The 14,633-nt window shown below is 37.7% G+C and carries 13 protein-coding genes; 2 read left to right on the top strand and 11 right to left on the bottom strand.

The genetic code is table 11. From position 1 onward, the window contains the following. Positions 1-41: 41 nt before the first annotated feature. The gene (locus JOD29_RS14595; RefSeq protein ID WP_124763589.1) at positions 42-1,295 is read right to left on the bottom strand and encodes a Y-family DNA polymerase; all 1,254 of its coding nucleotides are present in this window, start codon (positions 1,293-1,295) and stop codon (positions 42-44) included. Positions 1,296-1,695: 400 nt separating this feature from the next. Continuing rightward, positions 1,696-2,487 carry a carbon-nitrogen family hydrolase gene (locus JOD29_RS14590; RefSeq protein ID WP_124763526.1) on the bottom strand — a complete coding sequence of 264 codons (792 nt, stop codon included), beginning with the start codon at positions 2,485-2,487 and terminating at the stop codon, positions 1,696-1,698. A 163-nt stretch (positions 2,488-2,650) separates the two neighbouring features. On the opposite strand from JOD29_RS14590, the gene JOD29_RS14585 reads away from it, so the two are divergent. Further along, entirely contained in the window at positions 2,651-3,838 is a 1,188-nt protein-coding gene (locus JOD29_RS14585) for a pyridoxal phosphate-dependent aminotransferase (RefSeq protein WP_124763528.1), read from the top strand. 251 nt (positions 3,839-4,089) lie between these two features. Here JOD29_RS14585 and JOD29_RS14580 read toward each other — a convergent pair whose 3' ends face one another. Genes JOD29_RS14580 through JOD29_RS14570 form a run of 3 tightly spaced genes read right to left on the bottom strand, consistent with a single transcriptional unit; the run spans position 4,090 to position 6,627 of the window. Next, a complete protein-coding gene (locus JOD29_RS14580; protein WP_124763529.1) occupies positions 4,090-4,941 on the bottom strand; it encodes a MetQ/NlpA family ABC transporter substrate-binding protein in 852 nt (283 codons plus the stop codon). Between the two features lie 14 nt (positions 4,942-4,955). After that, positions 4,956-5,597 carry a methionine ABC transporter permease gene (locus tag JOD29_RS14575; RefSeq protein ID WP_124763590.1) on the bottom strand — a complete coding sequence of 214 codons (642 nt, stop codon included), beginning with the start codon at positions 5,595-5,597 and terminating at the stop codon, positions 4,956-4,958. A 19-nt stretch (positions 5,598-5,616) separates the two neighbouring features. Beyond that, positions 5,617-6,627 carry a methionine ABC transporter ATP-binding protein gene (locus JOD29_RS14570; RefSeq protein WP_124763530.1) on the bottom strand — a complete coding sequence of 337 codons (1,011 nt, stop codon included), beginning with the start codon at positions 6,625-6,627 and terminating at the stop codon, positions 5,617-5,619. Between the two features lie 284 nt (positions 6,628-6,911). Here JOD29_RS14570 and JOD29_RS14565 point away from each other — a divergent pair, with 284 nt between their 5' ends. Beyond that, on the top strand, positions 6,912-7,901 hold the full coding sequence (locus tag JOD29_RS14565) for a Gfo/Idh/MocA family protein (protein WP_124763531.1): 990 nt from the start codon (positions 6,912-6,914) through the stop codon (positions 7,899-7,901). A 312-nt stretch (positions 7,902-8,213) separates the two neighbouring features. On the opposite strand, the gene JOD29_RS14560 is transcribed toward JOD29_RS14565, so the two are convergent. The 6 genes from JOD29_RS14560 to JOD29_RS14535 all read right to left on the bottom strand — a co-directional run bounded on the left by JOD29_RS14560 (position 8,214) and on the right by JOD29_RS14535 (position 14,520). After that, positions 8,214-9,284 (bottom strand): nucleotide kinase, encoded by a 1,071-nt coding sequence (locus JOD29_RS14560; RefSeq protein WP_239585736.1) that lies wholly within the window; start codon positions 9,282-9,284, stop codon positions 8,214-8,216. A gap of 277 nt (positions 9,285-9,561) precedes the next feature. Continuing rightward, on the bottom strand, positions 9,562-10,752 hold the full coding sequence (locus JOD29_RS14555; protein ID WP_124763532.1) for a glycine C-acetyltransferase: 1,191 nt from the start codon (positions 10,750-10,752) through the stop codon (positions 9,562-9,564). A 118-nt stretch (positions 10,753-10,870) separates the two neighbouring features. Continuing rightward, positions 10,871-11,536: a YczE/YyaS/YitT family protein gene (locus JOD29_RS14550; RefSeq protein WP_124763533.1), complete on the bottom strand. Its 666-nt coding sequence runs from the start codon at positions 11,534-11,536 to the stop codon at positions 10,871-10,873. Between the two features lie 105 nt (positions 11,537-11,641). After that, positions 11,642-12,133 carry a Cys-tRNA(Pro) deacylase gene (gene ybaK, locus JOD29_RS14545; protein ID WP_239585739.1) on the bottom strand — a complete coding sequence of 164 codons (492 nt, stop codon included), beginning with the start codon at positions 12,131-12,133 and terminating at the stop codon, positions 11,642-11,644. Between the two features lie 147 nt (positions 12,134-12,280). Continuing rightward, positions 12,281-12,757: a hypothetical protein gene (locus JOD29_RS14540; RefSeq protein WP_124763535.1), complete on the bottom strand. Its 477-nt coding sequence runs from the start codon at positions 12,755-12,757 to the stop codon at positions 12,281-12,283. Positions 12,758-12,879: 122 nt separating this feature from the next. Further along, a complete protein-coding gene (locus JOD29_RS14535) occupies positions 12,880-14,520 on the bottom strand; it encodes a Na/Pi cotransporter family protein (RefSeq protein WP_239585735.1) in 1,641 nt (546 codons plus the stop codon). Between the last annotated feature and the right edge of the window lie 113 nt (positions 14,521-14,633).

Below are 14,633 nucleotides of genomic sequence, written 5' to 3'. Positions count from 1 at the left end.
GAACGGTCATTTCCTCGTCTTTTCCCACAAGGTCGTAATCGTTATTTCTTATGACCGCCTACTAATTGAGCCCGCGCAACTGCAGTACCAGCATCTGTATAGGAGACGGCACGCAATATAGCTGTTGACCCATGTTTAGTGCGCAAGGAATCCATTGTGGCACCAAGTTTTCGTCGTCTCCATTTTTTATGATCAAATAAACTTAGCTGCATGGAGCGTTCTGACTCTAAGTTTGAGATACTAAGCGACAATTGTCTAACAGGTCTTTCTGCATAATGCTCATCTAACAATTGCTTACATACTTTATAAATGGTCATCGTATCATTTGTTGGCTCATCGATTGTACGAGAGCGAAGAAAACCTCCGCCAAATGCGTCTCGACTATAGCTCAAACCAAATGAAATCGTTCGACCAACTTGAAAGGCTTCTCTGGCTCTTCTTGCCACATCTTCACACATTTCAAGAAGAACAGCGAGAACTTCACTACGACTTCGATAATCACGCATTAATACTTGCCCTTTTCCAAAGCTAATCTGTCCTTGGGCAAGTGGTGCACCAAGAGGCGATAAATCAATCCCCCATGCATGGTGATATAGCTGATTGCCCATAATACCGAAACGCTCTTCTAATGTTTTTAAGTCGGCATGAGCAAGGTCTCCTACTTTAAAAATCCCCATATTGTTCAATGTACGTTCTGTGCGACGGCCAATTCCCCACATTTCCGATAGTGGTGCAATGGGCCATAATTTTTTGGGGACATCATCATACGTCCATCTAGCAAATCCATCTTTTTTCGCCTCTAAATCAAGAGCCAGCTTTGCCATGAGCATATTCGGTCCCATCCCGACTGCACTTGGAATTTGAAATTGACGATAAATACTTTCTTGAATGAATTTTGCTGTTACTTCAGGTGGTCCCCAAAGTTTTTCGGTGCCTGATAAATCAACAAAGCTTTCATCAATGCTATAGACATGAATCGCTTCTTTTGGGACAAACTGATTAATTAAATTCGTAATCTCCATCGACATTTTAACGAAAAACTCCATTTTCGGTTCAAACAGCCTAATATCGGGGTGTTTTGGAATTTCAAATAGTCGCGAGCCTGTTTTAATACCAAATTGTTTTTTCATCGGCGGCGATGCAGCAAGCACAATACTCCCCTTGTTTTGAAAGTTTCCAACCACTGCGATTGGCACTTGTAGCGGGTCTAGATTTTCAAGCATTGCCATACAGCTTGCATAGAAGCAACGCATATCAATACAAATAATCGGCCGATTCGGTGCATTTTCATAAATCGCAAAATCATTTGCGTTGCCCAAGTTAGATTCAAATTCGTTAAGTGCATTTCCGTACATCACTCACACCTCCAAAATCATAGTATTATTATATTCGAACACACGTTCCTGTATTCATTTTAAAATGAGACAAGTGAGACGGCAATAGAAGTTTTTGGATATTGAAGTGGAAAGATGTTAAAAACTCATGTTAGTTTGTGAAAAGGCAGATAAATAATGGAGTTATTACGGCTCACTCCACAAAAAACATAAACAAAAAGACCTCCCGAAGCTGCCTGACAGCCCCAAGAGGTCGTGTTTAGTGTATGTGAAATGATTCATTTGTTGCATGAGATAGCGTAAATTTTTTGTAAATAGTCTAAAAATTCAATTTACAATTAAATCCCCAATGACGGACACGTTATTCCTTTACAACGCTAGCGTAAAGATTTGGACGACGATCATCATACACAGGAATGCGACCACGCACTTCATCCACTATCGAGAAGTCTACATCAATAATCGCAAGTTCTTCGTCTTCTGCGCCTGTCCAAAGCACTTCGCCCCAAGGTTCAATGATCATTGATTGGCCATTGAAGTTTTCAACTTTGCGTGAAATTCGGTTAACTGCAATAACAAAACATTGATTTTCAATCGCGCGAGCTTGTAATAAAGTTTTCCAATGATCAATCCGTGGTGTTGGCCATTGTGCGGGAACAAATAAAACTTTGGCACCGTCTAAAGCGTGTGCACGAAGCCATTCTGGGAAACGAATGTCGTAGCAAATCACTCCACCTGCTTCAATATCACCTAATGCAAAACGATTCATCCCATCGCCTGCTTCGAGATATTGGTCTTCATTCATTAAACGGAATAAATGCGCTTTACTATATTCTCCGACAAGCTCACCTTCACGATTATATGTGTACATCGTGTTAAAGAATTTATCGCCTTGTTTTGTAGCAACCGATCCACCGACGATATGTATGTTTAATTCACGTGCTAAATTCTTTAGAAATGCTTTCGTACGTTCTCCGTTTTCATCTGCTAATTCACCTAATTTTTCAAGTGCGTAACCCGTATTCCACATTTCCGGAAGTACAATAAGTTCTGCCCCACGACTTGCAGCTTCGCGGATAAAACTCTCAGCACGTTCATAGTTTTCCTCTACTTTTCCGAAACCTACATTTAATTGAATACATCCAATTTTCATTCCGACCACTCCCCTAGACATTTAATCGTAAAAGTAATATTATTTGTTACATATATCTAATTGTAATTATATTCTGAAATCATTGCAAAAGTATAGAATTATAGCTAGGTAAACTAGCTTGATAGAATGAGGAAAAACTTAAATTGGAAAAAGAGGAATCAACATGAACTTTTCAAATAAGCTACAGAAACTCCCTACACAATTTTTTGCAGCACTTGTTAACAAAGTCAATGCTGCCATTGCCGAGGGACGCGATGTTATTAACTTAGGACAAGGAAATCCAGATCGTCCAACCCCAGCCCATATTATTAGAGCACTTCAGCAATCTTCAGAGGATCCACAAACACATAAGTATTCCCCATTCCAGGGCATACAAGAGTTCAAAGAAGCAGCTGCCGACTTTTACAAACGTGAATACAACGTGGATATTGACCCAAATACAGAGGTAGCGATTATCGGTGGTTCGAAAATCGGCTTAGTGGAGCTTCCCATGGCAATTTTAAATCCTGGAGACCATATGCTACTTCCTGACCCAGGCTATCCCGATTATTTGTCCGGTGTTGTTTTAGGCGATGTAAACTTCGATACGATGCCACTTCTTGAGGAAAATAACTTCTTGCCGGTTTACGAGAATTTATCAGATGAAGTGAAAGAACGCATAAAGTTAATGTATTTGAACTATCCGAACAATCCAACTGGCGGTACAGCAAACTTAGAATTTTTCAACGACACAGTACAGTTTGCTAAAGAAAATGAAGTTGCCGTTGTACATGACTTTGCTTATGGTGCCTTTGGATTTGACGGTGACAAGCCAGTGAGCTTCCTGCAAGCTGAAGGAGCGAAGGAAGTCGGGATTGAGCTTTACACATTATCCAAAACATACAATATGGCAGGTTGGCGTGTAGGCTTTGCTGTAGGAAATAAAGACATGATCGCAGCCATTAACTTAATTCAGGATCATCTCTTCTGCAGTATCTTCCCTGCTGTTCAACATGCAGCAATTGAGGCACTGAATGGGGATCAAACATGTGTAGATGAACAAGGTGCTATCTATGAAGGCAGACGAAACGTCCTTGTAGAAGAAGCAAAACGCATTGGTTGGAACATCTTAGCTCCAAAAGGTTCATTCTTTGCATGGCTAAACGTTCCTGAGGGCTACACAAGCCAAGAGTTCGCCGATTTATTATTAGATCAGGCAGATGTAGCTGTAGCTGCTGGTAACGGCTTTGGTGAATACGGTGAAGGCTATATTCGCGTAGGTTTATTAGTAAGTGAAGAGCGACTAAGAGAAGCTGTACAACGCATTGAGAAGCTTGGGATATTTAAATCTGCTTCGACTGTGAATAAATAATAAGGTTTAATATGGGGACCTAGATGTGAAATCTAGTGTCCCCTTTTTTAATTAGAGGTGAATACTTAAATCTGAAAGTGACGACATAGTAGAAACTCAAAAAATGTCTTATAGGAAAATAAATGTCCTATACAATCCAAATTATGACCGGTAACTACTCCACTTCAGCAAATAAAAAAACGAATTCACTAAAACGTAATACGCTCTGAGTGAATTCGTTTTGATTATTCATCCAATGTTAAGTATACCGCTTAACGGTTTACCATCCATTCTGGTTTACCGAAACCTTCGAATTCTGCATCGATTACTTCTTCAAACTTTGCAGATTCAACGATTTCTTTAAGGTCTTTTGCAAGTTGGCTATCTTTATTTTCTGCTTTTACCGCAACAGTATTACGGTATTGATCAGGCATGTTTTCTAAGAACATTGCATCCATTAAATCTAAACCAGCTGCTAAAGCAAAGTTTCCAGGAACTGCTGCGATATCAACACTTTCAATTTGACGTGGTAATGATGCAGCTTCAACAGGTTGGAACACTAAGTTTTTATCATTTTTCACAACATCTTTTTCAGATGCAGTTAATTGATCGATTTCAGGGTCTAATTCAATTAAACCTTGTTCTTGTAAAGATGAAAGTGCACGTGCCGCATTTGATGGGTCATTCGGAAGTGCAACTGTTGCACCGTCAGCAATTTCTTCAACAGAAGTAAACTTCTCAGAGAAGAAGCCCATTGGAGCAGTAGGCACGATAATTAATGGTTCTAAGTCCATGTTATTTTGTTGTTCAAATGTTTCTAAGTAAATTGTATGTTGGAAAAGATTCGCATCAATGTCACCATTGTCTAATGCGATGTTTGGTTGAATGTAGTCACCAAATTCAATTAATTCAACTGTATAACCTTTTTCCTCTAACTGAGGAATGATTGCTTTTGTTAACATATCACTGTAAGGACCAGCTGTAGCCCCTAATTTGATTTCTTTTTTTGCTTCTGGAGCGCTTCCTTCATCATTTGAAGTCGACGTCTCTTTTTCACTACCGCCACATGCAGCTAATACTACAGCTAATGCAAGTGTAAGAAGTGCTAATAAATACTTCTTCATGTTTGTCTCTCCTTTTAACGTTTGTCGATTGATTTTGCGAACTGTTCGCCAGCCAATTGAATTAATTGAACAAGAATTATTAAAATAGCGACAGTTGAAACCATAATTGTATTGTCATAACGGTAATAGCCAAAGCGGATCGCTAAATCCCCAATTCCACCGCCACCTACTACACCTGCCATGGCAGAGTATGCGACTAAACTAATAACCGTTAGTGTGACCCCTCGAATAATACTAGTTCTTGCTTCTGGGATAAGAACATCTTTAATCAGCATCCAAGGTGTAGCACCAACTGCAATCGTTGCTTCTATTACACCTTTATCAATTTCACGTAACGACGACTCAACTAGACGAGCAAAGTACGGAATTGCAGCTACAGATAATGAAACACTCGCTGCAACAGGACCAATTGTTGAACCTACAATTAATTTCGTTAGTGGGAACAACGCAACTAATAAAATAATGAAAGGAATGGAGCGAACTAAATTTACAACAAACCCGAAAATATTTTTAATTAGTCGATTTTCCCAAAATAATCCTTTATCTGTTACGAATAGCAAAATACCTAATGGTAAACCAATAACAAGTGAGATTGACAGTGCAATCCCGATCATCGTTAACGTTTCTTTAAATGCCTTCCAAATATCTGGTAGCATGCTGACGAAATAAGCGAAATCAAACACTTTCTACCACCTCCACGATTGCGCCACGCTGTTCCATGTAGCCGATTGCTTCTTTCACTGCTGCTTGTCCACCTTTTAATTCCATAATGAAAATACCAAGTGGTCGCTCTTGAATATACTCAATCGTACCGTGTAAGAAGTTCCCTTTAACGTCAAAACGTTGCATCGTGTCAGAGATGACGCCTTCTCCTGCCACTTCGCCTTTAAATAGAATTTTGATAATTTGCCCTTTTACATCCTTTAAAATTTCAGAAGGGATGTCAAAAGAAACCACACTATTGATAAATTCTTGTGTTAAAGGTTCTTTCGGTTGTGCGAATATGTCATAAACATGGCCTTCTTCAATGACACGGCCATCTTGCATAATGGCCATTCGATTACAAATTTCTTTCACAACATCCATTTCGTGTGTGATCAAAACAATCGTAATCCCAAGTTGTTTGTTAATCTTTTTCAACAACCGCAAAATAGAAAGTGTCGTTTTGGGGTCAAGTGCGGATGTCGCTTCATCACAAAGTAAGATTGATGGATTGTTTGCGAGTGCTCTTGCAATCCCAACACGTTGTTTTTGACCACCACTAAGTTGCCCAGGATACACGTCTTTTTTATCCGTTAAGCCAACCATTTCAAGCAGTTCATTGACACGTGATTCGATTTTATCTTTTGGCGTCTTTGCAGCGCGCAACGCAAATGCAACATTTTCCCCTACTGTTTTTTGACTAATAAGATAAAAATGTTGGAAGATCATCCCGATTTTTAATCGAGCAGTTCGTAGTCTACTACTAGAAAGTTTAGTTAAGTCAACTCCATCAATGAGTACTTTCCCACTTGTTGGCCTTTCAAGTAAGTTAACGCAACGAAGTAAAGAACTTTTCCCTGCTCCGGAATATCCAACAATTCCAAAAATGTCACCTTTATGTATAGTTAGAGATACGTTATCAACACCGACTACCTGTTTATTTTTAGATTGATAGATTTTTGAAATATTTTGAAACTCAAGCATACATCTTCTCCTTACCGGTCGATATTTTCGACGATAATCCAACTAATATGATATGATTAATCAGAATATATCTAAATTACTAAATTGTCAACCTCATTAGAATATAATGTAGAGTAATTATTCTAAATATATTAAATTATTATTAAACTAATAACAAGGAGAGATTTTAGTAATTAGGACTTAGTACACAAACAATCATAGAATCAGAGTATTTCAATTGGTATATTTTATATTAGTCGATTAATCTAGTCATTTTTATATGAAAGATAGAAGGAGCTGTGGTCATGTTAAATATAGTTGTAATTGGTACAGGTAGTATTGCGCTATCTAGACATATTCCTTGTGTAGTTGAAAGCGAGAATGCTCATCTTTATGGTGTATATAATCGAACAATCGAGAAAGCAAAAACAATAGCCGAACAATATCATTGCAAGCTTTACGAATCCTTACAAGAGATTTACGAGGATGAACATGTCGATGCGGTAATTATCTGTACCCCACCAGATTCACATTGTGAAATTACAGTTGCGGCGCTAGAACATCAGAAGCATGTACTTGTGGAAAAGCCAATGTCAGAAACGGCAGAGGAAGCGGCGCTCATGGTGGAAACAGCGAAAAAAACTGGCTATAAATTAATGATTTCTCATAACCAACGACTATATCGCCCACATCAAAAGGCAAAGGAATTAATTGAACGCGGTGAAATTGGCGATATTTTAACTTATCGAACACTTTTAGGTAACCCAACACGACCAGAGCCAGGAATTGAGGAGGAATGGAAAAATGCGATTGGTGAAGTAGGTTCCCACCGCATTGATTTAATGCGCTATATTCTTGGTGAAGAAATAACAGAGGTGTTCGGTCATTTGTTCAATGTGTTTAATCCTGGTGAAACGATGGACGATAACGGAATCGTGATATTAAAACATACGAACAACATTACTGGAACACTGATTACTAGTAGAACAAGCCTTGGTGAAAGTGATCGCATGACAATTTTCTATGGAACAAAAGGAACGATCACGTTATACGGTGAATCAAGTGCGGTTGCTGTTGAACTTGGCACGAAAGAGAAAACGGTCGTAAACTACCCTGACTTACTTCCACAAAGTGTAGTAGAAGTTACGGATATTGTAGAGCGTTTTATTACTGCTGTGATTAATGATAGCGAGCTTCTTGTTCCAGCTGAAGACGGTTATGAAGTCATGCTTGTCCTCGATGCAGTAAGAGAGTCTAGCCAAACAGGTAGATGGGTAAAAGTTGGAGAAAGATAAGATTTAGTTTGAGGAAGTGGATTTTAAGTTGATAGTTGATGATAAGAGAGCGATAAGTTCACATTTAGGGGTGATATTGTCACAAGTTGGGCCGATTTTGTCACAAAATGAGGCGATATCTTCACAAGTTGGGCCGATATTAACAAAATGAAGTGTCGAGATTCGAACAATCTCATTAATGAAACCAGCTGAAAGGATCTCAATTCCTTTCAGCTGATTTTTTAATATCGTACTAATATAATTTTGCTCATAATAGGCTCTGAGTGCTCATAAGTCCTCTCCACTTGCTATAAAACCACGGTCCATCAAAACCTAGATTTCATTCAATAAAGAGGCAGTGCGGACTTCCCACTCGTTTTCCACAATTGCATCATCCACAAGCTGGCGAAGCTCCTTAATTGCGCTTGCGTAGCGTCCTGCATATTCAATGGCATTGTTCATGGATTTACGATATTGGCTGACGATCTCCATTATGTTTTTCTCTTCCACAGCAGTTAATTTACAATGTTTAGCGATATCAAAGATTTCATCCCCTTTTCGGGATTCATCTGGGAAGTATACGTGGGGCTCAGTACTGTCAAAAATACAGAATTTAATTTCTGGTAAGATGACCATATCGATTGATTTTGAATCAAGTCCACACCATACCATTTGTACGTCGAACCCACGAGCTAACGCATCTTTTGCAATTTTTTTCATCAATGAAGATTTACCTGTACCAGGGTAGCCCTTAATGAAAACCCGACGCTCTAAATTTTTCGTAATATCTTGTAGGGTATCTCGAGCCCCATTTGGTGTTAAAGTACCTAGAAGGCGATGAGTTAGTGTTCCTTCTTTGTTTAATTCCATTGCACCAAACAAGTCATTTAAGAACGTCCCAATTTGTGCATTTAGACCTTTCCAGTCCATATGTCTTTGAGTTTCTACTTCCCAATCATCATGAATTCGTAGCGCAGAAGAAAGGGATCCAAAGCATTGATTATGCCATTTCTCAGATTCTTTCACGAGTTGTGAGATTTTTTCACCATTTGCAGTAATATATTCTTTATTGAAGCATTCATAAAGGGAGATGATTTGGTCTCGTGTGCCGAGTAGAGTGGGCTCAATTGAAGGATTTGTTGCACCTAGATATAAAGTGTTTTTAGACCTAACGAAGATTGCTTCTACTGTGTTTTCAAAAAGAGGATCATAATAAAATTCCACATCAAAACCTTTTTCTAAATGCTTATCACCAATTTCTTGTAATAACGAGGATAGTTTAAACCCTTGTGGACCTTTAAAAAAATACACAGTTGATGATTCATTTAATAAGTCTTGATAAACATTTTTCATTCCTTGACCAGTCATTGCATGCCCAAAGTACTTTGTTATTGTTGCACTCAAGTCGTCATCCTTCCGTATGTTAATAAACAGCAATACGCGAGTAGCATTGTGTGCTTTTCATAATAGTAGAATTACATTAAGGCGGAACCTAAAGCACATTTCGTTTTATCATATGCACATTCGCCTAATTGGTTAAAACAGCATAAAAGCGGAAGAACATCTACTTACCCAGCGTCTGCGATTACTTTACATACAGTGTTACCACTGGCATAACTCACATTTCTAAAACAAAAAAATCCGAACGCATCAATTTCGCGTTCGAATTTTTTAATTTCCTCTACTCTATAACCCCTAATTCACGGCCTACTTTTTCATAAATCGCAAGAGCTTCGTCTAACATTTCTTTTGTATGTGCGGCGATTGGCATATTACGAACACGGCCAGTTCCTTTTGGTACTGTTGGGAAGACGATTGATTTTGCATAAACCCCTTCTTCCACAAGTCGTTTCGAGAAGGTTTGCGTTAATTTTTCATCTCCAATAATACATGGAGTAATCGGTGTTTCTGAATTACCGATATTAAATCCAAGCTTTTTAAGACCAGCTTTTAAATAGTTTCCGTTTTCCCATAATTGATCGTGTAGTTCTGTTGAATCCATAATCATTTGTAATGCTGTGATGATGGCTGCAACATCGGCTGGCGTTTTAGCAGTTGAGAATAAGAAAGGACGAGAACGAACTTTTAACCAGTCGATTAAGTTTTTCTTCCCTGCCACGTATCCACCAACTACCCCAATGGCTTTAGAAAGTGTCCCGATTTGGAAGTCGACCTCTTTTTCAAGTCCAAAATGCTTAACCGTCCCTTTTCCTTTCCCCGTAACACCTGAACCATGAGCATCATCCACATACGTAATCAAGTCAAATTCTTTGGCAATTTGTACGATTTCAGGAAGTTTTGCAATATCCCCATCCATTGAGAATACCCCATCAGTGATGACCATGACTTTATTGTATAAACCGGATTCCTTCGCTTCTTTCGCTTTTGCACGAAGGTCATCCATATCCGAATGATTATACGCAATAATTTTTGCTTTAGATAAACGGCATCCATCAATAATAGAGGCATGATTTAACTGATCAGAAAGGATCGCATCATTTTTATCCATTACTGCTGAAATTGCGGCCATGTTACAGTTGAAGCCAGATTGATACGAAATCGCTGCTTCTGTTCCTTTGAACTCCGCTAGCTTTTCTTCTAATTTTACGTGGAGGTCAAGTGTACCATTAATTGTACGAACTGCCCCGGATCCAACACCATACTTGTCGATTGCTTCTTTTGCTACTCGTTTTAACTCTTCATTTGTAGCGAGTCCTAAATAGTTATTTGAAGATAAGTTAATAAGTTCTTTGCCATTCACTTGGATAATCGGTCCGTTTGCGCCCTCAACAGCATCGATTTCATTGTAAAGTCCTTGATCATGAAGCGCTTGTAAGTTTTCGTTAAGAAATGTATCTAATATTTTAGACATGTCCCCCATCTCCCTTTCACTTAAGTTAGTTAGATTTTAGCATACTCTCCACTTTTTCGATATTTAGGATAAAACAATTTGTGTTGGGAATTTTTTAAATAAAAAAAGCTAAAGAGTGTTATGCCTCTTTAGCTAGTGGTTTTGTATGTTTTGAAGATATTTTATCGTATTCCGGTCCAGCAATTTTCTTTTCCAATAATCTTTGGAAATATGGTAGTGCAGCTTGAATTATATATCCTGAACATAGGGCAATGATAATTGTTCCTATACCTACTGGACCACCTAGCAACCATCCTATTATTGCTGCTACAGACTCCATCGTTAAGCGGGCCATTCGAATCGAACCCCCAAGCTTTTCAACAATGAGGATCATAATAGTGTCACGAGGTCCAGCACCTAAATTAGGTGAAATATATAAAGCACAACCGACACCTAAAATAATTACACCGAATATAAAGTAAGCTATTTCATACATCAGTACATCGGTAGTTGGTAGCAGCCAATTAAATAGGTCAATGAACAAACCACAAAGCAACATATTAATCCATGTTGTAATCTTTGGCCATTCTTTTAAAATTAAAGATGTCGATAGGATAATACACAATCCTAGAATAATTCCCCAAGAACCAACTGATAAACCCAGTCTTTGAAATAATCCAATATGCAGTACATCCCAAGGTGCAGTTCCTACAACCTTCCCTTTAATCGTCATCGCTACCCCAAATGACATGACTGCAATTCCTACGACGAAAAACAGCCAACGCCATTTTAATTCTTTTCTCATTACAAAGCCTTCTTTCAAAATGTTAAAAGGAATGGATCCCCTTACTAATTCATTAATAGACATTTCGTCCGTGATTTGACTAAGTGTTAGTCTTCATCTATGAAACTAAACTGTTAGTTGTGCGAATTTACCGTTCGTTACGCGGTTTAAATCATTCGGATTAAGTTTAATTTGCATACCGATTTTCCCTGCACTTACGACGATGTAATCAAGTGCAGAGGCTGATTCATCAATAAATGTTGGAAATAACTTTTTCATGCCGACTGGCGAACAACCGCCTCGTATATATCCAGTCGTACTTAGTAAATCCTTTACATGGAGCATTTCAATTTTCTTTTCTCCTGCTACTTTCGCACCTGCTTTTAAATTCATCTCTGCTCCAACTGGGATGACAAAAACAAAATACTTACCCGTTCCCGCAGTCGTCACAAGCGTTTTAAAAACATTAGAAGCCGGGAGTCCGACTTTATTCGCAACTGACACTCCATCTATTTGTTGATCAGTTGTATCATATTCCATTAAGCTGTATGCAATTTTTTGTTGATCTAATAAACGAACAGCATTTGTTTTAGGTATTTTATGTTTTGCCACTATCATCACAACCCCAGTAAATTCCATTTCATGTCGATTTCATTTCTTATAATAGCAGATTTTTATCAAATCGCTAGGACTTTTTATAAAAAGAGGATTAATTGTGCCTTAGCATTAGTTGTCATTGTCACCCCGTTAAGTTAAAAACTAAAGTTATATACTATAGTTATATCGTGACCCATTCATTTCGAGCACGTAGTTTGCTAGTTCCATTTGAAAAGAATACTTTGAAATGGCTTCATTATAAATATGAAGATCAGTTTGTGCAAAAATTGAGGAATGGTTAGCTTCTAAATTAAATCGTCTCGATTCTTGTCCATCCATTTCAAACCGATTAAATTCGAATAGACCATCATCACCTAGAAATTCATCACTTGCAGTTTGTAATTTAGTTTCTTGAATTTGGGTGAGGGTAGCCAAAGTTGGGTGATTTAAGTCTTTTTTCGATTCAATTACTTGCTTAATTCCTCCATCTGTTCCTTCAGTAATAAAGGTTAGTAAGGCATTCAAGATTTCGCTTTTATTGGCTAGAGAATACTGCTTTGTTTTGTTGTAAGCCTCTTCTGTTTCTTTACGTATTCGTTTACGCTCACCAAAATCAAGCCGATTCATGGAACGAGTTATTTGCATATGGAACCCCCATTCATTCAACACATTTACAATATATAGTAATTATAATATTGCGATTTTTCAATCTATTAGATTTTTGTACATAAAAAAAGCCATGCAAAGTGATTTTGCATGACTATCTTTTATTGAAATGATTCATTTGAATTTACTTCTAATATACTTTCAGCAATGTTAACCGCATGATCTCCAATACGCTCTAAGTTGGAAATAATATCAACATAAAAAATGCCTGCTGATCCTGAGCATTCGCCGTTATTGACTCGATAAATATGTCGCTTTCTTAGTACACGTTCTAATTCATCGATTCGATATTCGTTATTGATGATTTCTCTCGCGAAGTCTTTACTTTGTCTATCTAATGCAAGAACAGCTAAACTAACCGTATCTAAAACTAACTCATACATTTCGTTTAATTCTTGAGTTGCTACTTCACTAAATTTTACCCTGTTTACTTCTCTTGACTGTATTAGCTCTACTAAATTTTCAAAATGGTCACCAATACGCTCAATATCGCGAATGTTTTGCAAGAGTGAATAATGTACTTTTGAATCTATCTCAGAAAGAGAACCTTGCGATAATTCAACTAAATACTCTGTTATTTCACGATCTAGATTGTTAATTACTTCTTCAAGTTGAATTGTTATGTCAACATGTTTTCTTTCACCTGTTAATAAGAAGTCCAACGATTCTTGAAGACCACTTACTGCAAACTCACCCATACGTACTACCTCTTGTTTTGCTTGTCCAAGAGCAATTGATGCAGATTGATCAATTAATGTTTTATCTAAATGTTTTGAAGCATATCCAATCGTTGCATCTTCTCCAGGCACAATTTTTGTGACTACGTATGCGATTAACCCAATAAACGGCAATTGAATGATAGTATTGATTACGTTAAATGTTCCATGGGCAAAAGCTAGTTGCATTTTTGGTTCAAGATTTAATACACTTGCGATCCATACCACATAATTTGTGAATAGTGGTAGTAAAATCATAAAGATTATTGTTCCGACTACATTAAATAACACGTGTGATGCTGCAGCACGTCGAGCTACCACAGATGCCCCTATACTTGCTAATAAAGCAGTGATTGTTGTACCAATATTTTCTCCAAATAATATAGGTACTGCCCCATGTAATGAAATTAAGCTCTCAGCATATAAGCCCTGTAAGATTCCTACTGTTGCAGAAGATGATTGAACAATTACTGTCATTACGGTTCCTATCATTACACCTAATATAGGGTGTTCACTAAGTCTTACAGTTAAGTCAATAAAGGATTCCGAGTTATGTAAAGGTTTCATGCCATTACCCATCATTTCTAAACCTAAGAACAAACCTGCAAGCCCAAATAAAATTTGTCCAATAGTTTGAATTGAGCTTTTCTTAAAGAAAAATAACAGTACCGCACCTAAAGCCAAAATGGGATAAGAGTAAATACCAACATCAAATCCAATGATAAAGGCTGTAACCGTCGTACCAATATTTGCTCCCATTATGACACCAATTGCCTGACGCAGTGTCATGAAACCTGCACTCACTAACCCGATTGTAATAACAGTTGTCCCAGAACTAGATTGTATTAATACTGTGACAACAATCCCTACTAATACACCCATCAAAGGGTTTGTAGTAAATTTATCAAGAATATCTCGAAGACGATCTCCAGCAGCTTTTTGCAAGCCGTCTCCCATATACTTAATGGCAAATAAAAATAGACCTAATCCCCCTAGAAACTGAAATATCATCGATTGCCAATCCATTTTTACACCTTCACTCTCGCAAGTTGTCGACACTATTATTTATAATTCGCCAAAGAATGTAAATGAAATTTACATAACGGAAATAAAATTTATATTAAATTTACAAAAATTAC

Source organism: Lysinibacillus composti, from assembly GCF_016908465.1.
GTDB lineage: Bacteria > Bacillota > Bacilli > Bacillales_A > Planococcaceae > Ureibacillus > Ureibacillus composti_A.
The sequence above is the reverse complement of the archived record's forward strand: the minus strand, read 5'-3'. Positions and strand labels throughout refer to the sequence as shown.

What these genes read in the sequence shown, in the direction of transcription:
- JOD29_RS14590 (WP_124763526.1), bottom strand. Translation starts at nt 2,487, where the DNA reads ATGAAAATTGGATGTATTCAATTAAATGTAGGTTTCGGAAAAGTAGAG.
- JOD29_RS14585 (WP_124763528.1), top strand. Translation starts at nt 2,651, where the DNA reads ATGAACTTTTCAAATAAGCTACAGAAACTCCCTACACAATTTTTTGCA.
- JOD29_RS14580 (WP_124763529.1), bottom strand. Translation starts at nt 4,941, where the DNA reads ATGAAGAAGTATTTATTAGCACTTCTTACACTTGCATTAGCTGTAGTA.
- JOD29_RS14575 (WP_124763590.1), bottom strand. Translation starts at nt 5,597, where the DNA reads ATGCTACCAGATATTTGGAAGGCATTTAAAGAAACGTTAACGATGATC.
- JOD29_RS14570 (WP_124763530.1), bottom strand. Translation starts at nt 6,627, where the DNA reads ATGCTTGAGTTTCAAAATATTTCAAAAATCTATCAATCTAAAAATAAA.
- JOD29_RS14565 (WP_124763531.1), top strand. Translation starts at nt 6,912, where the DNA reads ATGTTAAATATAGTTGTAATTGGTACAGGTAGTATTGCGCTATCTAGA.
- JOD29_RS14555 (WP_124763532.1), bottom strand. Translation starts at nt 10,752, where the DNA reads ATGTCTAAAATATTAGATACATTTCTTAACGAAAACTTACAAGCGCTT.
- JOD29_RS14550 (WP_124763533.1), bottom strand. Translation starts at nt 11,536, where the DNA reads ATGAGAAAAGAATTAAAATGGCGTTGGCTGTTTTTCGTCGTAGGAATT.
- ybaK (WP_239585739.1), bottom strand. Translation starts at nt 12,133, where the DNA reads ATGATAGTGGCAAAACATAAAATACCTAAAACAAATGCTGTTCGTTTA.
- JOD29_RS14540 (WP_124763535.1), bottom strand. Translation starts at nt 12,757, where the DNA reads ATGCAAATAACTCGTTCCATGAATCGGCTTGATTTTGGTGAGCGTAAA.
- JOD29_RS14535 (WP_239585735.1), bottom strand. Translation starts at nt 14,520, where the DNA reads ATGGATTGGCAATCGATGATATTTCAGTTTCTAGGGGGATTAGGTCTA.